17 protein-coding genes are annotated in these 20,251 nt (G+C 47.3%); 3 read left to right on the plus strand and 14 right to left on the minus strand.

Annotation, left to right across the window (positions count from 1 at the left end):
* Positions 1-4 precede the first annotated feature (4 nt).
* From K0H81_RS09785 to ccoN, 5 genes are all read right to left on the minus strand, one after another.
* Positions 5-484, minus strand: coding sequence for a FixH family protein (locus K0H81_RS09785; RefSeq protein ID WP_144199317.1), 480 nt, complete (start codon positions 482-484; stop codon positions 5-7).
* Positions 485-594: 110 nt separating this feature from the next.
* A complete protein-coding gene (ccoP, locus tag K0H81_RS09790) occupies positions 595-1,563 on the minus strand; it encodes a cytochrome-c oxidase, cbb3-type subunit III (protein ID WP_144199421.1) in 969 nt (322 codons plus the stop codon).
* A gap of 2 nt (positions 1,564-1,565) precedes the next feature.
* Positions 1,566-1,733, minus strand: a complete 168-nt coding sequence (locus K0H81_RS09795) for a CcoQ/FixQ family Cbb3-type cytochrome c oxidase assembly chaperone (RefSeq protein WP_011865785.1) — start codon at positions 1,731-1,733, stop codon at positions 1,566-1,568.
* A 15-nt stretch (positions 1,734-1,748) separates the two neighbouring features.
* Positions 1,749-2,354 (minus strand): cytochrome-c oxidase, cbb3-type subunit II, encoded by a 606-nt coding sequence (gene ccoO / locus K0H81_RS09800; RefSeq protein ID WP_144199315.1) that lies wholly within the window; start codon positions 2,352-2,354, stop codon positions 1,749-1,751.
* Positions 2,355-2,366: 12 nt separating this feature from the next.
* Positions 2,367-3,794: a cytochrome-c oxidase, cbb3-type subunit I gene (ccoN, locus tag K0H81_RS09805; protein WP_144199313.1), complete on the minus strand. Its 1,428-nt coding sequence runs from the start codon at positions 3,792-3,794 to the stop codon at positions 2,367-2,369.
* A gap of 318 nt (positions 3,795-4,112) precedes the next feature.
* Here ccoN and K0H81_RS09810 point away from each other — a divergent pair, with 318 nt between their 5' ends.
* Complete coding sequence (locus K0H81_RS09810) at positions 4,113-4,556, plus strand: hypothetical protein (protein WP_220060734.1); 444 nt, start codon at positions 4,113-4,115, stop codon at positions 4,554-4,556.
* A 186-nt stretch (positions 4,557-4,742) separates the two neighbouring features.
* Here K0H81_RS09810 and K0H81_RS09815 read toward each other — a convergent pair whose 3' ends face one another.
* Complete coding sequence (locus tag K0H81_RS09815) at positions 4,743-6,314, minus strand: DUF3369 domain-containing protein (RefSeq protein WP_220060735.1); 1,572 nt, start codon at positions 6,312-6,314, stop codon at positions 4,743-4,745.
* A gap of 320 nt (positions 6,315-6,634) precedes the next feature.
* On the opposite strand from K0H81_RS09815, the gene K0H81_RS09820 reads away from it, so the two are divergent.
* Complete coding sequence (locus K0H81_RS09820) at positions 6,635-7,906, plus strand: tyrosine-type recombinase/integrase (RefSeq protein ID WP_220060736.1); 1,272 nt, start codon at positions 6,635-6,637, stop codon at positions 7,904-7,906.
* Between the two features lie 1,556 nt (positions 7,907-9,462).
* Here K0H81_RS09820 and K0H81_RS09825 read toward each other — a convergent pair.
* The 5 genes from K0H81_RS09825 to K0H81_RS09845 form a co-directional block, all read right to left on the minus strand.
* On the minus strand, positions 9,463-10,362 hold the full coding sequence (locus K0H81_RS09825; RefSeq protein ID WP_220060737.1) for an AraC family transcriptional regulator: 900 nt from the start codon (positions 10,360-10,362) through the stop codon (positions 9,463-9,465).
* Entirely contained in the window at positions 10,349-11,005 is a 657-nt protein-coding gene (locus tag K0H81_RS09830) for a flavodoxin family protein (protein WP_220060738.1), read from the minus strand. The genes K0H81_RS09825 and K0H81_RS09830 overlap by 14 nt, the downstream gene beginning before the upstream one ends.
* 149 nt (positions 11,006-11,154) lie before the next feature.
* Positions 11,155-12,090 carry an alpha/beta hydrolase gene (locus K0H81_RS09835; RefSeq protein WP_220060739.1) on the minus strand — a complete coding sequence of 312 codons (936 nt, stop codon included), beginning with the start codon at positions 12,088-12,090 and terminating at the stop codon, positions 11,155-11,157.
* A 72-nt stretch (positions 12,091-12,162) separates the two neighbouring features.
* On the minus strand, positions 12,163-13,077 hold the full coding sequence (locus tag K0H81_RS09840) for an alpha/beta hydrolase (protein ID WP_220060740.1): 915 nt from the start codon (positions 13,075-13,077) through the stop codon (positions 12,163-12,165).
* 423 nt (positions 13,078-13,500) lie between these two features.
* Positions 13,501-14,436, minus strand: a complete 936-nt coding sequence (locus K0H81_RS09845) for a GGDEF domain-containing protein (protein ID WP_220060741.1) — start codon at positions 14,434-14,436, stop codon at positions 13,501-13,503.
* Positions 14,437-14,748: 312 nt separating this feature from the next.
* Between K0H81_RS09845 and K0H81_RS09850 the strand changes: the two genes are divergently transcribed.
* Positions 14,749-17,151, plus strand: coding sequence for a Lon protease family protein (locus K0H81_RS09850; RefSeq protein ID WP_220060742.1), 2,403 nt, complete (start codon positions 14,749-14,751; stop codon positions 17,149-17,151).
* Positions 17,152-17,317: 166 nt separating this feature from the next.
* Here the strand turns inward: K0H81_RS09850 and K0H81_RS09855 are convergent, their stop codons facing one another.
* The 3 genes from K0H81_RS09855 to K0H81_RS09865 form a co-directional block, all read right to left on the minus strand.
* Positions 17,318-18,238, minus strand: coding sequence for a manganese-dependent inorganic pyrophosphatase (locus K0H81_RS09855; RefSeq protein WP_144199304.1), 921 nt, complete (start codon positions 18,236-18,238; stop codon positions 17,318-17,320).
* A gap of 225 nt (positions 18,239-18,463) precedes the next feature.
* A complete protein-coding gene (locus K0H81_RS09860; RefSeq protein WP_220060743.1) occupies positions 18,464-19,030 on the minus strand; it encodes a GNAT family N-acetyltransferase in 567 nt (188 codons plus the stop codon).
* A 161-nt stretch (positions 19,031-19,191) separates the two neighbouring features.
* On the minus strand, positions 19,192-20,232 hold the full coding sequence (locus K0H81_RS09865) for a porin (protein ID WP_350354839.1): 1,041 nt from the start codon (positions 20,230-20,232) through the stop codon (positions 19,192-19,194).
* Positions 20,233-20,251: the final 19 nt, after the last annotated feature.

A 20,251-nucleotide genomic window follows, 5' to 3' on the forward strand; every position in this document is an offset into this window, starting at 1 on the left:
AAGATTAATTTAACCAGTATTGTTGATTATCTTTTAGCTCGAGACGTTTCTGGATGCGCCATGTGCCATCAAACCCTTCTAATCTGACTTCCCAGCTGCCCTGAAGCGGCGAGTTGAGCGCGATATGGTAAACCTGATTACCGTCGGCGGTGGCTACCTCGGCAAAGTCTTTCTCTTGTAGCGTTGGATGATAGAAGGATACGTTGAGCGCAGCTGTATAGGGCTCACCGCCATGTTGGGTGAGGGTGAGTTCATCTTGGGTTAGATGCAACTCAAATTGCAAGCCAAGTTGCTTGGCGTGTTTAATCTTACGCAGGTCCATATTAATGGCCTTGCCGTCTTTGTAATAGTCTTCCGATACCAAGGAGTCTTTATTTTCGACTGCGAGGAACATCAAATACACACTGGCAAATACGGCACACAGCGGCAAAATAATCAGAAACCAAGGCCAAAACTGTTTATACCAAGCTTGTGGTTTATTCATGGATACTACCTGTTATTTTTGTTGGCCATATCTTACCGTTAAAAGGCAGTGATAGCACTTAAAAAAAAGGCCTCGATCTGTTTCGAGGCCTTGGTGTTACTTATATGTAATTACTTGTTTGACAAGCTATAAACATAGGCTGTGATGACGTGAACTTTCTCTTCGCCCAAGACATCTTTCCAAGCAGGCATTACACCAGAACGACCGTTCTTAATGCTCTCTTGGATCACACCGCGACTACCGCCGTATAACCAGGTGTTGTCGGTGAGGTTAGGTGCCCCCATGAACTTGTTACCAGTACCGTCCATACCATGACAGGCGAAACAACCTTTCATGAATGATGCCTGACCTTGAGCGGCTAGGGCTTCATCGTGGTCGCGACCAGACAGTTTAACGACGTATTCAGCCAGGCCTTTCAGCTCGCTGTCCTCGATTGGTAGACCGCCTTTTGGTGGCATCATGCCGTGACGACCGTTCATGATAGTGGTCTTGATAGTGGCAAGATCGCCGCCATATAACCAGTCACCGTCAGTCAGGTTAGGGAAGCCCTTGCTACCGCGCGCGTCACTACCGTGGCACTGAGCACAGTTTTGTAGGAACAGACGACCACCCACTTTCAGGGCTTCTTCGTTCTTCACTAGCTCTTCGAGCGGTGTTGCCAGATAAGCCGCGAAGATCGGGCTGTACTTAGCATTGGCTTTCTCAACCTCTTGGTCATACTGAACCCAGCGCTTTTCATTTGCAGCCAGTTCAACGGCAGCGGCAGAATCTTCCTTGATACCTTTGTCGGTACCAATGCTTTGGTTCGAGCTTGACCAGCCTAGGAAACCTTTATAGTTACCAAGACCTGGGTAGGCTGCCAGATAGACCACACCGAAGATGATGGTGATGTAGAACATATAACTCCACCACTTAGGCAGCGGGTTATTGATCTCTTCAATGCCATCAAAGCTGTGACCCATTGATTTGCCTTCTTCAACACCTGTGGTGTTTTTAGAGACAACAAACAGTAGGATGAAACATCCTGCGATTACCACAATTGTGAGTACGGTAATCCAAATACTCCAGAAGCTACTCATCATCACTTATGTTCTCCTGAGTCCTTGTGCTTCTCATCATCTGAGAAAACAAGGTTAGCGGCCTCGTCAAACTGCGCTTTACGGCGACCGCTATAAGCCCATGCAAAAATACCGACAAACGTCACCATGACAACAATGGTAATAATCCCTTGTACTGTGCCGTAATCCATATTTATGCCTCCAATTTATTTCAGTGCGTGACCTAGCGACTGCAGGTATGCAATTAATGCCTGCATCTCAGTCTTACCTTCAACCGCTTTCTTAGCGTTGTCGATATCATCTTGAGAGTAAGGCACGCCGAAACCACGGAACACTTCCATCTTCTTAGCCGTTAGCTCGCCATCTAGGACGTTCTCGGCCAACCAAGGGAAGGCAGGCATGTTTGATTGTGGTACTACTGCGCGAGGATCAAGTAGGTGAACTTCATGCCACTTGTCGCTGTAACGACCGCCAACACGGGCCAGGTCTGGACCAGTACGCTTAGAACCCCATAGGAATGGGTGATCCCAAACTGATTCACCGGCAACAGAGTAGTGACCATAACGCTCAGTTTCAGCACGTAGCGGACGAATCATCTGGCTGTGACAACCTACACAACCTTCACGAATGTAGATGTCACGACCTTCGAGCTCAAGTGCCGAGTATGGACGTAGTCCAGTTACTGGCTCAGTAGTGTCTTTTTGGAAAAGCAGGGGAGTGATCTGTACCAGGCCACCAATACTGATAGCAATTACGGTAAAGATACCCAGCAGACCGATGTTTTTCTCGACTATCTCATGATTAAATTTCATCAAATCTACTCCTTATGCTTCAGCCAGCGCTGGCAAAGATTCTTTTGGCGCTTTTACTGTCTTAACCACGTTATATGCCATTAGCAGCATACCAGTGACGAAGAACAGGCCACCTAAGAAGCGAACAAAGTAGAATGGGTATGATGCTTCCAAACCTTCAACGAAGCTGTAGGTTAGGGTGCCGTCAGAGTTAACTGCACGCCACATCAGACCTTGCATAACACCCGAGATCCACATTGAAACGATGTAAAGTACAGTACCGATAGTCGCTAACCAGAAGTGAACGTTAATCAGTTGTGTGCTGTACATACGACCGTGACCGTAGATTGCAGGGATCAGGTGGTATAGCGAACCGATAGATACCATAGCCACCCAGCCTAGCGCGCCTGAGTGAACGTGACCTACGGTCCAGTCGGTGTAGTGAGACAATGCGTTAACTGTCTTAATGGCCATCATAGGACCTTCGAAGGTCGACATACCATAGAATGACAGAGAAACGATCAAGAAACGCAGAATAGGGTCTGTTCTTAGCTTATGCCAAGCACCAGACAGGGTCATGATACCGTTGATCATACCGCCCCAAGAAGGTGCGAACAGGATCAGAGACATCACCATACCCAATGACTGTGTCCAGTCTGGTAGCGCTGTGTAGTGCAGGTGGTGTGGACCCGCCCAGATGTACAGTGCAATCAAGGCCCAGAAGTGAACGATAGACAGGCGATAAGAATAAACAGGACGACCCGCTTGCTTAGGTACGAAGTAGTACATCATACCCAGGAAACCTGCGGTCAGTAGGAAGCCAACGGCGTTATGGCCATACCACCATTGCACCATGGCATCGACAGCGCCAGAGTATAATGAGTATGACTTGAACAGGCTGACTGGTACTGCCATAGAGTTCACGATATGCAGTACTGCAACCGTGATGATGAAGGCGCCGAAGAACCAGTTTGCCACATAGATGTGTGACGTGGTTCGCTTAACAATTGTGCCAAAGAACACAACGGCATAGGCTACCCATACTATGGTAATAGCGATGTCGATAGGCCATTCAAGTTCAGCGTATTCTTTACTGCTGGTTAGACCAAGCGGCAGAGTAATAACGGCTGAAAGAATAATGGCTTGCCATCCCCAGAAGGTAAATGCAGCTAACTTAGGTGCAAATAGGCGGGTTTGGCAGGTACGCTGGACGATATAATAGGATGTTGCAAATAACGCTGAAGTACCAAACGCGAAAATCACGGCGTTTGTGTGCAGAGGTCTTAGACGACTGTACGTTAGCCATGGAGTTTCGAAGTTAAGTTGTGGCCAGATTAACTGGGCCGCGATCAATACACCTACTGTCATACCGATAATGCCCCACAAAACTGTGGTGAGGGCAAATTGGCGGACAACAGTGTAATTGTAATCAGCGCCTTGAGGCTGGGAATGGTTCATCATATTGCTTCCACTGCTTATTACTTATACTTATTGTTTGAGTAAAGCGGCACTTTACCCGGTAAAATGACATCAAAGGCTTGTTTCCCTACGAAACAAACAAGATTGTGTCAATGTGTCACGCAACATTAACGCAAATTAATGCCGAGTAACGCAATGATACTTGAGCAATATCAAAAAAGATAGGAATTATGCGGCCTGGGATATTGATCCAGATCAAACTACCTGGATAGAATGTAAACACTATGATTCAAAAGGTTAATAATTGTGCTACTGAATCGACAAATCTCACTAATTACGCTGACTGCAAGCCTATTTTTAATGACCCTGTTAACGGGCTGCGAAAAGGCGCCAAAAGCACCTGAACAAGATGTAAAAGTCGCTAGCGAATCTGCCTTAGAAATCGACCCGAGCTTGTGCGATTTTCATCAAAACAGCTGCGATAAAAAACTCGGTGAAACGCTTATTTCGTTGGAGATCTCCCCAGAAAACACCCCTAGCGAGAAGCCCTTAACGGTAACCTTGACCAGTAGCGAACGACTGGAACATCTCAAGGTGCGAGTGGAGGGGAGAGATATGTTTATGGGGGTTATCCCACTTATTTTAAGTGAAGCTGGCAAAAACACCTATCAAGGAACGCTAATATACGGTTCTTGCAGCAGCAATTATATGGTGTGGCGTCTTATCGCCAGTTTCGAGATAGGCGGTCAATCTAAGACCATTATGTACGATTTTTTGGCCGATAATCCGGCTAAAAATGGCTAAAAGCTGTGCTAATCGACTCAAGCTGCCTTATATGGAACAACGCCTGTTAGGCAGCTAGCTTCATCTAAACCACCGGACTCAAATGGCCAGACTCATATAGCCGGACTCCAATAACTAGGCCCAACTCACTAGATCAATATAACCCGCTCACGCCGACTACTGATTGTTTAAGGCTAATCGCTATCTTTAATTGCTATCAGTTAGGGCCAATCGCACCTTATTGAAGCGTTCTATGTTATCGATAAAGAGCGAGGTAAGGACAGGATCGAAGTGGGAACCCGCACCTTTTGCGATCTCGGCTATCACTTCATCTAACGGCCAGGCCGGTTTATAGCAGCGCTCGTGGGAGAGCGCATCGAACACATCTGCGATAGCAACAATGCGCGCAAAGATATGAATCTCTTCGCCTTTTAAACCATCAGGATAGCCGCTGCCATCGTACTTCTCATGGTGCTGCAAGGCAATGATAGCGGCGGCGTTGAGAATAGGGCGCTCTGAATTGCCCAAGATCTGGTGGCCGATGGCGGGGTGCTGACGCATGATCTGCCACTCTTCGTCGTTTAGTTTACCAGGCTTTAACAGCACGGCATCCGGCGTCGCTATCTTACCTATGTCGTGCATGGGCGAGGCGTGTTTAATGAGATCGGCCTGTTGGTCATCGAGCCCGGCCAACTTCGCCAGGATATAACAGTACTCGGCCATACGCTTGACATGGTTGGCGGCTTCCTTCGAGCGGCTCTCGACCACATCTCCCAGGCGGAAGATCAATTCAGACTGGGTATCTTCTAGCTCTTTGTTCAGCAGTAGATTCTCGAAGGCAACGCCAACATTGATGGCAAAGATATCGATAAGTTTCTTATCCAGATCGCCGATGGCATGTATGTTGTCCATATACAGCAGGTTGATCCAGCCACTCTTGGCCGGGAAGTAACCCACAAACAGATTGTCTTCATAAAGACATGTCTGCTCTTGGAGCGCCCGTTTAAGCAGTTTCTCGATGGGCTCGGGGATAGCTTGTTCATGGTGGCTGGCAAATTGGCCGGTACCGGCCAGGATATGGAGTTTGTCAGTACTTAAATCCTTGCTCATCGCATCGATGGCATTGCAGGTTAGCAGCAAGGTTTCATTGTTGAGGTTTAGCAGGTTGGCGACCTGAGTCAGCAGGCCGTCGGCAAAATGATGCAAGGTTCTGAGTTCAAACAGGCCAGAGGTTGCCTTGACGACCCGCTCGAGCCCTTCGCGGTAGCGGATTTGCGTTTGTTTCGCCGCTTCGATCTCCATGATATCGCGGTAACTTCTCAGCGCAGAGTAGACGCTGGTGATCAGCTTACGTGAATCCAATTCAGCCTTTGCCTTGTAATCGTTGATGTCGTAATTGACGATCACATCTTCTTCGGGCGCTTGTCCCGGCTGACCGGTACGCAGGATTAATCTGATGCTGCGGTTGTTATGCTCTTCGCGGATCCATTTGACCAGCTCAAGACCGGCGTGGTCGCTCTCCATAACCACGTCGATAAACGCCATGGCCACGTCATTTTCATCTTGTAATACCCGCTTTGCTTCCTCACCGCTATAGGCGTTAATGAACTCTATGCCGCGGTTATCTAGCTTAAACCGCGACAGTGCGAGTTTTGTTACTGTGTGTACATCGGGCTCATCGTCGACGATCAGTATGCGCCAGGCCGGTCCTGTTTCTGTTTCGGCTGCTTTCTTCTTACCTGAGAACAGTGGACTCTTTTTCGCCATATCAATTAGCATCCGTACCCCTCTTAGGTGAACTAAATTGACCTTATTTATTAGTGTAGTAACTCACGTGACATTTAGCTGGAGAATTTAGAAGGTGAGAAATTGAAATTGCAGATTAAATGAGGCAGTTAGCCCTGTTTGTTGCGTATAGCATGGCGATAACAGCGCAGCTAACACTTGCGCGGTAAACATATACTTGTGTTTACCGAGCAAGCGCTATTTAATCTAACCGATCAAATACTGAACTAAGGCTACAATTTTATTGAATATTTTTGTTTTTTTGTTGCTATAGTGCGTAGGGCATCCCATAGCGTTTTTAATGGAGTCAACTCTTGCACGCCTTACCTCTATTTGAATCGATCGATTATATCGAAGCTGGCAATCCCATCATCAATCAGCACATTACGGCGATAGCCATGAATAGCGTCGAAGATGCAGGCTTGGTTTATGAGTTGGCATCCGATCTACTGTTCGCCCAGCGGGAAAATGAGAACAGTTATAAGAGTTTTCGTAGCGAAATCACCTGTTTTCTACATTGGTGTTTCGATGTGGTGCAGCAGTCGCCAGGACAGATAAGCAGACGTGACATGGATAAATTCGTGGCCTACTGTCAGTCGCCACCAAAGGCGCTAATCGGTCAATTTAACGTTGCACAGTTTAAACTCGACAAGGCGAGTCAACAGCGCGTACCCAATCCGTTATGGCGACCCTTTGTGGGAAAACGAGGGGAAGAATATCGCCTTAGCGATAACGCCCTCAAGACTAAGATGGCGATACTCTCCTCATTCTATGGCTTCTTGATGGCGGAAGATTACTGTGAGCGCAACCCTGCTCAGTCCTGGATGAACCATTCAAAGTTTGCCCATAAACGAAAGTTCGCCATGAGTGAAGAGGAGGGCAGTGGACTCGCCTTTACCGAATTGCAATGGTCCTACGTTATCTCAAGCGTCGAACAGCTTGCCATCGTGGAACCTGAAATTCATCAACGTAGTCTGTTTCTTATCAAGTTGATTTACGGCTGTTATTTGCGTGTATCTGATGTGAGTGCGCGAACCGGTTACAGCCCTATCATGGGACAGTTTAAGCAAGATAAGCAGACAGGGATTTGGCGTTTTCATATTCCCAAGAGCAAAGGGGGCAAGCAGCGGCAAATCCCATTGTCCAATGCATTAATAGAGGCACTCAAACAGTACCGCGAACATTTGGGGCTGTCACCTTTACCCGGCTATCAGGAACAAACACCGATTTTCGTGCGCCATAGGGCCGCTGGACGAGGACGTGAAGCGGGATTGGTCGACGCAAATCTGGGTATTCGCCAGGTGAGGGAGGCGGTACAGTCGCTTATTAATCACGCCGCAGACAAGGCTACAGCGGACGGGCTTTTGGAAGATGCAGAGGTAATGCGAAAACTGACAGTGCATAGCATCCGTCATACCGGGATCACCCATGACATTAATCTCAATGGTCGGCCTTTATCTCATGTCCAGGCGGACGCAGGGCATGAGAGCATCGATACCACATCTCAGTATCTGCACACATCTCAGGCCGAAAGGCATCAGAGTGCAGCTAATAAGCCTATGGACAGATTAGCCGGCATCGAATGATCAAAAAAGCCCGTGTCCGGGCAGACACGGGTAGGGAGCCTAAAGCGGTCGCATCGCTTAAGTATCTCAACAAGAAAAGACTTAATAGACAGGGCTCTAATTTGAGTTGACGATAATAGTTTAAACATGCTGTTTTGCGATTCCGTGTCACTCAGATGACGCTTTAGTTAATGGTTAACTAAAGGTTTCTGCCAATCTATAAACATTATGATGACCGGGCGCGTAAATTTTAACCAGACTTTTAACTATTAGAATGGCGTGCCATTTTTCAAATCGCTTAATGCCGATAAGTATCATTATCGGCATCTGACTAAAAACTTGTTTTAGCTATTTCTCTAGCTAGTAACTCTCATTCTATATGACGATTATCAATATCAAGAGGTCTAAGTTACTTAGGTTACTTTTGAACCTTTGCTTCTGCGAGTCTAGATCTGAGACATTTGATTAGTGCGGATTGGTAACCAGACTCTGAAACGCAGTTAAGTTAGTCATACACTGAGTTTCGCATTACTCTTTTAAAAGCACTCCGTTTAAACATCTAAATGTCAGGCATTCCATTAATGCATTCAGAGTAACGCACCCAAACGATCAAACCGGCAAGCCTGGTTGGTTCCTAACTAACACCCGTAACACTATGAGCATCTAAACTAACTTTAGCTTTCCAAGTACTTGCTAATTGAAGGCTATGTCTGCACTAGCTTTAGTAGTTCGCAAAATTCTTGCGTTATTAAACAAATAGCTGACGCAGGGAAAATCCAACACAATTTTCACGCGTCGCTACGTGCATGAAATTACTTAAACAAGGGGATTCCCGCCAGATTTCACGTAGCGACGCCTAATGATTGAGCAATCCATGGCAAGTAAAACCCTGGATGCTGATTAGAATGCTCCAAAGAAAGAATATCTCAATGCGATAGATACCATTAAGGACTTTAGAAAAGCTAAGACGATTCTTTAACGGAATTCAGCCAAATGAGTTGAATCTCTGTTGCCATAAAAAGAGCTAGCACTGATAAAAGAAAGAGAAAGGACTTAGTATTATTCAATGAGTTCATTCTATTGGGCGTATTCGAGACAGATAGCTTTCAAGCTATAAGCCGATAAGGCAAAATTAAAAGTGAAAGTAGAAATGGCATATAGGCTAGTCTTTGTAAGATTGATATCTGGCTCACTCTCCACCACAGTCTTAGACATATAATTGTGCGCACAATGTATATTATGTTAAATGCGGTATGTGAGTTAAAATAGTTCCCGGAAAATTTTTGGGCATTTTCATTCAGACTGCGAATCTCGTTCACCGCATAACTAATTCAATAATCCACCACTCTGCTACAGCGCTTCACACGATAACTGTGTTAGATGTTGAGGATTTACGCTAGCAAGGCTGCTACGACAATGTAAGAAAGCTTGATGATTTGGTTGGGATTTAATTGGCTCAGATTCTGAGTTTAAGTGAACATTTCCATGGAGGTTGTCACAAGCCTGCAGATGACCTTTTCCGATACAAGTTACCCGTCGCAATGTCGCGTACCACTCTAGGAACACAACATTATTCATTACGCCTGACGTAATCGCTGGATATCCTTTTGTGGAGGAAGCCCAAATAGCCGACTGTATTCACGGCTAAATTGAGATGGGCTTTCATAGCCAACGACTCCGCTTGCCTGGCTGGCATCTAAACCATTTAACAGCATCTGGTCCCTCGCTTCCTGCAGGCGCAGATGCTTGAGATATTGCAATGGGCTGCTACCCGTCAACGCTTTAAAATGTTGCCGAAAGGCTGATGCACTCATATGGGCTTTGTCAGCTAATTCATTGATGCCTATCGCTTGAGCGAAATTCTGCTTCATCCAAGCCACTATCTGTACGATTTGCCTGCTCGGCGAGCCAACCGACGCCAAATGTCGCAAGTGCATTCCATGTGGGCCATGGAGCAATCGAATAACGATTTCCTTTTTATACAGTTGTGCCAAGCTTTCGATATATTCAGGCGTGTGATGTAACCCCAGCAAACGGCTCATTGCATCACACAATCCAGTATCGACATCTTGGGTAGAAATGGCTTGATATCTAAGATCTTTGGATGGTCTTTCCAGATTAAGTTCAGTGCAAGTCTGGGCAATTAATCCATAGTCCAACTTCAAGACTAAGCCGATAAACGGATGATGCCTTGTCGCTTCTGTTACATGGGAAATGACAGGCAAATCAAATGTAGTCAGCATAGATTGTCCTGCGTTACAGACGCGCAAACTGTCGTCGATAGCGACTTGTTTACTGCCTTGCAAGATAAGCGACAGACTCAAGGTATAGATACAGTGCAGTGGCTCGGTCGGGTTGTTTCTGATGTGAAGCGTCAGGTCAGGGATGCTGGTGTCATGGTCACCTTCCCTTCTCCCGTAAGCAAATGCTTTATCTGCTAGAGACTGAATCATGCTGTTACCGCTAGTGATTAACATAGACATGCCCTACTTGCTTGACCTCTGTTGATTGCGCGTCAAATTCTTTCAGCATCTGCTGCTGTGAAATTTGATCGCCCATACGTCCTCGTTTTACGTACCTGTGCTTGAATGATTTGGCGCCTTTAGCAAAAACCAATTTAGCAAAATCATCAATGTATTGCTGCTTAAACTTGCTGTTGAAGGTATTAAATAGCACGACGTTTTTGCCAGTAAAATCGTTGTTTTTGACAAACTGCCAAATCGGTGGTGCCGGGCTATAGAGCCAGATCGGCGAACCTAGATAGACAGTGTCATAAGGCTCGAGATCAATATGAGATGGCGAAATGTCGGCGACATTGCTTCTTGCGTCTTTCAGCGCGTTAATCCAGCCCGGGATCCCAAGTTGGTAACTCTCGGCCGTGATCTCATACACATGACCAGCGGTTTGCTGCGCAATATGGTCCGAAAGGACGCCAGTATTGCCAGAGCGGGAGAACACCACAATAACCGTACTGACCATGGCCACTCGACCGGTCGGTGTGCTGGTCAGATGCGATCTATTTTTGGCGTCCTGGGCGTTTTCAATCTGCGTCACGACTAAGGCAATTAATGTTACTAATGCGAGCACGATCAGCAAACCAATCAATATCCAACGACCCATAGTTGCTTCCTTTGTTACTTTTGGCTATTTATCGCTAAAGCCAATATGCCTTAGCGCAAACCCGCTGCCTTGTAAAAAGAGAACGTGCCCTCGTCAGCGTTCAGGACACGTTCACCTCTTTGGTTAGCGGTGTTGGTTAGAGGTGTTGGTTAGAGGTGTTGGCTCAGGAAAGGACCAATTTTTTCCATTGCCAGACTCACCGCTTGCGGATGGTCATACAGATCGTAGTGGGACCAATCTTGCAATTCGACCAACTGGCGGTCTTTGGACACAATTGAGCGGCCATAGATCTCGTGTCCGTCACGATACGCGCCAAATGCACCTACTTTTTGACCGACAACTGCCATCATTGGTTGCGTCATCAGGGTTTCCGCAAAGGCGAAAGCATCCCAACTCAGCGTTTTTTGCGCATGAGAGAACAACATACGCGTTGCCCCGCCCTCGGCTTGCCCTCTAGGTGTTTTATAGTAATCTGTGGCTTCGAACAGGTCGCGTTCGGTCATTCCATTTTGTTTTGCAAACTCAGGACTCGGCGGCAGAAGCTCATTGACCTGTAGCTCTGCGCCCCTCGCTTCAGCAGTACGCTGGGTGGCCATAGCTTCTAGAGCTCCGATTGGATTGTACTGGCTGAATCCTTCTCGGAATAGACGTCCTAAGTTTACCGGGGTGATACCAACAACCGCCTTCAAACGCTTTTCCGTCAGAGCGGAGCTGAAGATATAAGCGCCGCCACCACAGATACCAAGACCACCGATTCTGTCTTCGTCGACATAAGGTAAACTAACGGCATAGTCGATCACACGGCTGATGTCTTCTACCCGTTGGCTTGGGTCTTCTACGTAGCGAGGTGATCCGCCAGATTCGCCCTGAAAACTGGCGTCAAAAGCGATCACCACGTACCCCAGCTCAGCCAGCGCTTTACCGTACACGGCACTGGATGTTTGCTCTTTACAGCTACCAAATGGATGGACACTGACCATAGTTGGGTAGCGTTTTGACTCGTCAAAGCCTTCCGGCAACAGAATGAGTGCCGCCATATCCCAGGCCATATCTGCATTTCTGAATGTCACTTTTCGGATGTTCATAATTAAAACCTTATCTGATAGAAAGGCCTAGTAGCACTAAGCCTTTCTATTGGTTAATACTTTGGCGCGTGGTTACAGCGTGCGCTGGAAGAATGGTGCTAGCACACCGATAGCTTCGGCAATTGGGGACTCACCATCATAGAGATCCATGTGATTCGCGCCGTCAACGACATACATTTGTTTGTCGCTACTAGCAGCGCGCGCCATCAAGTCATCACTCATCCACTTACTGCCGGCATCACTACCGACAACGGTAAGCAGCGGTTGAGTCAAAAAGGCCTCCGCCTTGAAGAACGCATCGTAGGTAATGATTTGCGTCAAACTGCGTGCTGTCGCAAAGCCCGGCGCAGTGCAATAAGCTGCGCGATCGGTGTGGTAGTATTCCCAGGCTTGGCGGAGTTCTTCGTTAGGTGCGTCTTCTTCTTTTAACGGGGCCATTGGAATGGTGGCGATTTCTGCGCCGCTGGCATCTGACGTTCTGGCACCAGAGCCTGCCTCTATGTATGGCAGAGCATCGCTATCCTTAACATTGTTATCCCAGCCGTTGCGGAACATCTGACCGATATTAACCATACTCACGGTACCGACCGCCTTAATGCGGCGATCGTTTATTGCTGCATTAGCTGTGTAACCTGCGCCCGCACAAATGCCCATGGCTCCAATGCGATCGTTGTCTACATAGTTCAGCGTTGTAAGATAATCAATTACAGCGCTAACATCTTCGGTGCGCACATGTGGGTTTTCCAGCTGACGGGGTTCACCAGTACTTTCGCCCTGGTAAGAAGCATCATACGCGATAGCGATAAAACCGTTTTCGGCCAGTTTTTTAGCGTAAGTGCCCGCAGTCTGTTCTTTTACACCACCGCCAGGATGAGAAACGACGATCGCTGGATAGGTTTTATTCTCATCAAAATCTGCAGGGAAATTGATTAGCCCAGCTAGGGTGATATCTAGGCCATTGGTATTTGGAAAGGTAACTCGGTTCATCTGCTTTACTCCGTACTCGTTATCGGTAGCAGGAGAGAAAATACGTTCAAGTATCTGCCCTCCCGACTTACGATTCAGTATAGGAATCACAGCAGAGGTGGGTTTGCACAAAGTGACTTATTGATTGCCTAAAATGACATATCCGCTCAAAGATAAAATAGGCGCTAGATAAACAAATGCAAATAAAGTGCTGAATATTATGAAATAATTAATTAAGCGTGACAACCTGGTCAGGCTGAAAACGCCAAAATATCAGTGTTACCAAAATATAGGTTAACAAAATATCAGTACTACCAAGAGACTCTTAAATTAGCGTCGTAAGATTTACAAGCCATGAGACGCTTAAATGGGGCAGAACGAGTATTAGCCTGAAGCAACGTTAGCAACTTTTACGTTAAAATAACAACCTACCAAGTCAGCCAACTACCAGCTTACATTATCGCGACCAGCATCCTTTGCCCTATAAAGCGCAGCATCTGCATCGTGTAGCATCTGCGTCAGGCTCTTACCCGGCTCGAACGCGCTTAGGCCACAGCTAAAAGTGATCTGCAGCGCGTCATCACCGATCTGAAATCGATTTTCTCTTATAGCATCACAATAGACCTGCGCACGGGCCTCGAGATAAGTCTCGAAGTCTTGGTCTGTGCCAAAGGGACGATTAACCAAGACGACAAACTCTTCGCCGCCCCAGCGCATCAGCACATCTTCGGGATCCTGCTGTTGCTTTAAGGTCGCGGCAATATGGCGCAGTGCATCATCGCCGACCATGTGGCCGTAGGTGTCGTTGATCAACTTGAAATAATCGACATCGATAAGGATGACGCCCAGTTCTCCCTGCTGCTGACTACAGGCATGATGCAGACGCTCGCCAATGGCGATACCCTCGCGGCGGTTATAAAACTGCGTGAGGTCGTCATAGATAGCATGGTGTGTCAGCTGGGCTTCCAGGGCCTTTAACTCAGTGATATCGAATATCACACCGATGAGGCCGGCCACCTCACCACGATTGTCGTTAAAACTTGTCTTATGAAAACGCACAAAGACAGAATCACCTTCACGGGTCTTTATCTGTTTCTCATAGATCTGCACGCCAGGATTGTCGAATAACGCCTGGTCGGCGCGTTGGTAGACTTCGGCGAGCTCTTCGTCGAACAGTTCATAAACGCTCTTACCAATTAATTCTTCCCGGGTGAGCTTGATGAAGGATTCAAATGCCTTGTTGCAGCCCAGATAAACGCCTGCCTTATCTTTATAGAAGATAGGCACAGGTAAGGTATCCAATGTCAGTTGCAACAGATAACTGTCACTGGCCAGACATTGGAGCAGATCTGGATGTAGATTGGGCGCATCATACGGCATATTTAGGGTCTCTTCTTGTTTAAATTGACGTTCCCTGTACCTAACAAGAGTATAGTTGTGTTAACTACGAGTGCTATATTAACAAGTTATCTCGGCGCTGCGGGATTTATCGACTCGTTTTTGTGGTCCTGAATCGTCAAAATAATCATCTTGAGCCGCTTTACTTCGAAAGCGTTAACGATTTGTACAGATATTGAGCGAACAATTCAATTGGCGCGCCTAAATACCTCTTTCAACATAAAAAATGATTGTAAATTGAAAAATGAGCTGCCTACACTGGGGTTAACATTTGTCATATGAGGGCACTCGCCTATGTCCATTTCTCCTCTTGCCAGTGACAAGCTATATCGTTCTTCCACACTTGCCCTACTCGATCCCAGCATTAAATCGACTAAACAGCTGACGCCGCTCAACGAAATTGTCGGCCAGGAACGCGCCCAACAGGCGGTAGAATTTGCCATGTCGATGAAAGATAAGGGCTACAACATCTACGCCATCGGCCGAAATGGTCTGGGTAAACGTACTATGGTAATGCGTTACCTGGACAGATATGACCCAAATGGGCATCACCAACTCTTCGATTGGTGCTATGTGGTGAATTTCGACGATGCCCGCACGCCTAAGGTGCTTAAACTACCTCGTGGTCAGGCCCAGGCCTTCAAGGCTGATATCGAAAACTTGATGAAGCGCCTGGTTAAGGCCCTGCCGTTGGCCTTTGACAACGAGCTTTACTATTCGCGGGCCGAGAAACTAAAGACACAGCTCGCCGAGAAGCAAGAATCGGCGCTGGGGCAGATAACCAAAGAAGCGGCCGCCAAGCAGATCAGCCTGTCCATCAACCCACAAGGCAGCTACGAGCTGGTCGCCATGAATGGTGAGGAGCCACATACCGAATCGAGTTTCGCCGAGCTAAGCAGTAAAGAACAGGCGAAGCTCGAAAAAAATATCGGGTCCCTCGAATCTAAGCTTAGGGAAGTGGTACGCAAGTTTACCGCCTGGGAAGAGAGTTATTCGGACAAGCAGCAGAAGCATGATGAGCAGGTGGCTCAGGAAGTCTTGGTGCATCTGCTTGACTCCCTAAAGGAGCGTTACGCGCAATATCCCGAGGTGAAGGCCCATCTTAATGAGATGCACAAAGATATCTTAGATAATCTGGATATCTTCCTTGAGCAAAATGAGGAGCAGATCGCCCTCTCCTACGCCTCCCTGGCTAAGAAGATGCCGAGGCGCTATCAGGTCAATGTGTTAGTTAATCATGCCGATATCCCCATGCCCATAGTGATTGAGGAGAGCCCTAACTATCACAACATCTTCGGCTATATAGAAAACGCTACCTATAAGGGCACCATCTTTTCTGATTTCTCACTAATCCGTCCTGGCAGCCTGCATAAGGCTAACGGCGGCGTGCTGATGATTGACGCCATCAAGGTGTTGGAGCAGCCCTACGTATGGGACGGCTTGAAGCGCGCCCTGCGCTCTCGTAAGTTGAGTCTCAGCTCATTAGAGCGCGAGGTGACGCTATCGGGTACCATCTCGCTGGACCCCGAGGCCATCCCATTAGATGTGAAGATCATTTTGTTTGGCGACTATCAGACCTATCAGCTGCTGCAACATTATGATCCTGAATTTAAAGAGCTATTCCGAGTCACCGCCGACTTTGAAGATGAGATGCCACGTACCGATGCCTCTGAGGTGCAGTACGCGAAATTTATCTCTAGCATAGTGGTGGGCAACAAGATGCTGCACTGCGACCGCGGCGCCATAAAACGTGTCATAGAGTTCAGTGCGCGCCAGGCCGATGCGCAAAATAAGTTGTCCCTGCATTCGGCGGATATTGCCAACCTGCTGCGGGAATCTAATTATGTGGCCAGGACGAGTAAGTCGAATATGATCCGAGCAGGCCATGTTGAGCAAGCACTGCATAATCATGAGCTCAGGGTCTGTCGCCTGCGTGATCATGTGATGCAAAGCTTCATCAATGGCACAACGCTCATCGATACCCAAGACAGTGTGGTTGGTCAGATCAATGCTCTGTCTGTGGTGGCGACCTCGGACCATCAGTTCGGTGCCCCCAGCCGTATCACCGCCAGTGTCTCACTCGGTGAAGGCGCCGTGTTTGATATCGAGCGCAAGGTAGAACTTGGCGGGCAGATCCACTCCAAGGGGGTGATGATTCTAACGGCGTATCTCGCGACGATTTTCGGTCAGACGGATAAGATACCGCTAACCACTCACCTCACCTTCGAACAAAACTATTCGGGTGTCGACGGTGATAGCGCCTCAATGGCGGAACTGTGCGCCATCGTCTCCGCCTTTGCCAAGGTGCCACTACGCCAGGATGTTGCCATCACAGGTTCGATGAACCAGTTTGGTCAGGCACAGCCCATCGGCGGCGTGAATGAGAAGATCGAGGGCTTCTTTGATGTCTGTAAGATCAAGGGTCGTCATAAGGGCCAAGGGGTGATCATTCCGCGCACCAATGTGCAAAATCTGATGCTTAGAGCCGATATCGTCGACGCCGTGAGCAAGGGAGAGTTCTCCATCTGGGCGATCGATCATGTCAATGAAGCGGTTGAGATCTTAACGGGTATTCTGGCTGGTGAACGTGATTTTGAGTTCGAAGATTATCCGAAGGACAGCCTCTACGCCATGGCCGATGCCAGATTGCAGAAACTGAGGGATCATGTGAAGCGCACTCAAAAGGCTAAGGTTTAAGAGCGAAGATTTAAGGAAAAATTGTTAGGGTTTGAGGATTAAGGTTTAAGTGCCGATTTGAGACTAGAACCCAAATCATTAGCCAATAAAAAAGCCGGTATTTAACCGGCTTTTTTAATTTGCTTTATCGTGAAGCGACTAGGCTAATGCTTTTAAACTGATGTTATTAAGCGAAGGCTTCTTGCAGCGGCGGAACCACCTGCTTCTTACGGCTGAGTACGCCATCTAACCATACGCGACCGTTTTCGGTTGCCTTACCATAGGCGCGCTCGGTGAGGTCAGCATCATCAGACACGACCAGCATCTCAGAGCCTTCTTTCATGATATCGGTCAGCAGCAAAAGCACGCTGTGGCGATTGCCTTCAGCCTTAAGCGCCGCGATATCGGCTTCGAGTTCAGCCTTAACCTTATCGAATACTGATAGATCGATAACTTCAAGCTGACCAATACCGACCAGGTTCCCGTTCATGTTGAAGTCTTTAAAGTCACGCATCACAAGATCGCGAACCGGCGTGCCTTCGACAGCCGACTTAACCTTGAACATCTCCATACCAAGCGCCTTGTAGTCTTCTATGCCGGCGATCTCAGCCAGAGCTTCGACACACTTGATATCGGCTGTGGTGCAAGTTGGCGACTTGAAGATCACTGTGTCGCTCAGGATGGCGCACATCATGATGCCGGCGATATCTTTCGGGATCTCGACATTGTAGAAATCGTACATCATCTTGATCACTGTGTTACTACAGCCCACAGGACGGATCCAACACTCAAGCGGTGTAGAGGTCGTCAGGTCACCCAGTTTGTGGTGATCGACGATACCGACAATAGTGGCCTCGGCAATATCGTCCGGTGCCTGGGTCAGCTCAGAGTGATCAACGATGTAAACCTGCTCACCGGCGTAGTGCTCTTTATACAGCGGGGCTTCAAAACCAAAGCGTTCCAGGATAAAGGCGGTCTCTGGTGATGGCTCACCCAGTCTTGCGGCAATGGCTTCTTCACCGATCTGGTTTTTAAGGTAAGCCAGTGCAATCGCACCACAAATTGAATCTGAATCTGGGATCTTATGACCCACAACGTACATTGGCATAATTAACTCTCACAGTAAATTTTGCGGCATTTTACCAAAAGGAAAATCAATTTACATTACTCCCCTGCCTTTAATTGGTTAGACGCTAGTCTAATGCAGGGGTTCAAGATAAATGTAACGCCCCAGTAGGAGCTAAATAAACGTTATTTATGGATAGCCTAGCTGAAAATGCCCTTGCTCTTAGGTTTAAGGTGCTAAACCTTGCAGCCCATAAGTTAGCTTGCGTTAAACCGCCATGCGGTATAACACCACCTCGACCTCGCCTTCCGGGGTATCGACGCTAGTATTTTTAATATACTCCATGCCAAGCTTGGTCATGATATTGATTGACCCCTTATTATCCGGGTCTGCGATGGCGCTGAAATGAGTGATTGCCTTGCCATTACCACTAGACTGCTTAACTAGCGCGTGACAAACCGCCTTGGCAGCCTCTGTGGCGTAGCCCTTTCCCCAACTCACTTGCGCAAAACGCCAGCCCACCTCGAGATCCGAATGCTTTGGCTCATCGGTATAGAAATCCATCGGCCGCACCAGGATCCAACCGATAAAGGTATCGCCAAGTTCCGATTCACTGGCTAACGTGGTGACTTTCCACAGACCCCAGCCGTTTTCGCTATTGGTAAAGCCTTGGATCCGCGGGATGAAATAGTCCTCAATCTCGGCCATGGTTGAAGGCTTGCCACCATTGATGTAACGCATCACTTCAGGATCTTGGTTAAGATCAAACAGTAACAGTGCGTCTTCTTGTGTGACTAATTCAAAGCGTAAACGCTCGCTGTTTTCAATTTGCATGTGAGTCCTTGTTATTATTGCTTTTCATTTTAGTCAGCCGATTATAATAGCGACTTTTGATAAGCATCAGCAAGGCCGCTGAGCATTGAAGGGAAAATAAACCAGGAGGGTCGATAATGGCGCATCCTTGCGCCGGGGGAGAATTTTGCGTGAGCTATAAACTAGAAATCGTAACGTAAACCTAAGCTCATGACTGTGTCATCAAAGTCTTCATACTGCTTAACATCAAATTGACCTATCTCAGTATGGATACGAGCAGACTTAGATAAACGGTACTCTGCGCCAACTGCCCACTGAGACACCTCAGGTACAGCAGCAACTGACTCGCCGAGTACATCATATACGCGACCTGCAATTTTTCCCGTACCCGAATCATCGCTACCGTATTGAGCTTTCAACAATAGTTGTTCAATCTGATAGGTTGCACTTACGATGTAACCGACACCATCACGCTCTTGATAATGTGTTTTAGTCGGGTTAACGAGTTCAGTTTGCTGAATTATGGTGCCTAGCTTCAGTTTATCGAACTTAATATGACCCACTAAACGGGTTGCTTTAATGTCTTCGATACCGTCTGAATAGGCGACGCCAAAATAAAAGTCACTAGCTTTAAAAAACTTGTCAGCATAGGTTACCGCAACTTGATAGTTACCGTTATCTTTACGTAGATCAGAGTCGTTAAAGTAATTGTCCTCCATCAGGTAACTAACACCCAATTGCAACTTGTTCCACTTAGGACTATTGTACTCTAACGAGTCACCGTGACGCTTATCACCAGGCATTAGCCGATCATGCTTTAGACTATAGTTGTCAAACGCATCGGCAAAACCTTTACTCATTTTGAACACAGGATCGATGCGCCCGATCGCTAACTGGCCAGCCTTTGAATGTTTAAAGCCAATAAAAGTCGGACGGGCAGAAAAAGGATTGTTGCTTTTATCTTGAGAAGCGCCATTCACCCCAACCTCAACTTTGTAAAATAATGACCAATCTGCGCTCAGTGCAGTCTGGCCTTTTACCCCTATACGGCTGAAGTTGTTTTCGAGAATAGTACCGTTTTTACCGCTATGAGTTGCACTACCACTATCGGAATGAGTTACCGAGTAATCGAGTCGGCCATAAAAATCGACAACTTCTTCGGCTATGACCTGAGGTGCGACAAACAGGCTACCGGCTAATAATGTTAATGTGAAAGTTTTCATGATCATCATCTCTTTTGGA

It is taken from the genome of Shewanella halotolerans (assembly GCF_019457535.1).
Classification (GTDB): domain Bacteria; phylum Pseudomonadota; class Gammaproteobacteria; order Enterobacterales; family Shewanellaceae; genus Shewanella; species Shewanella halotolerans.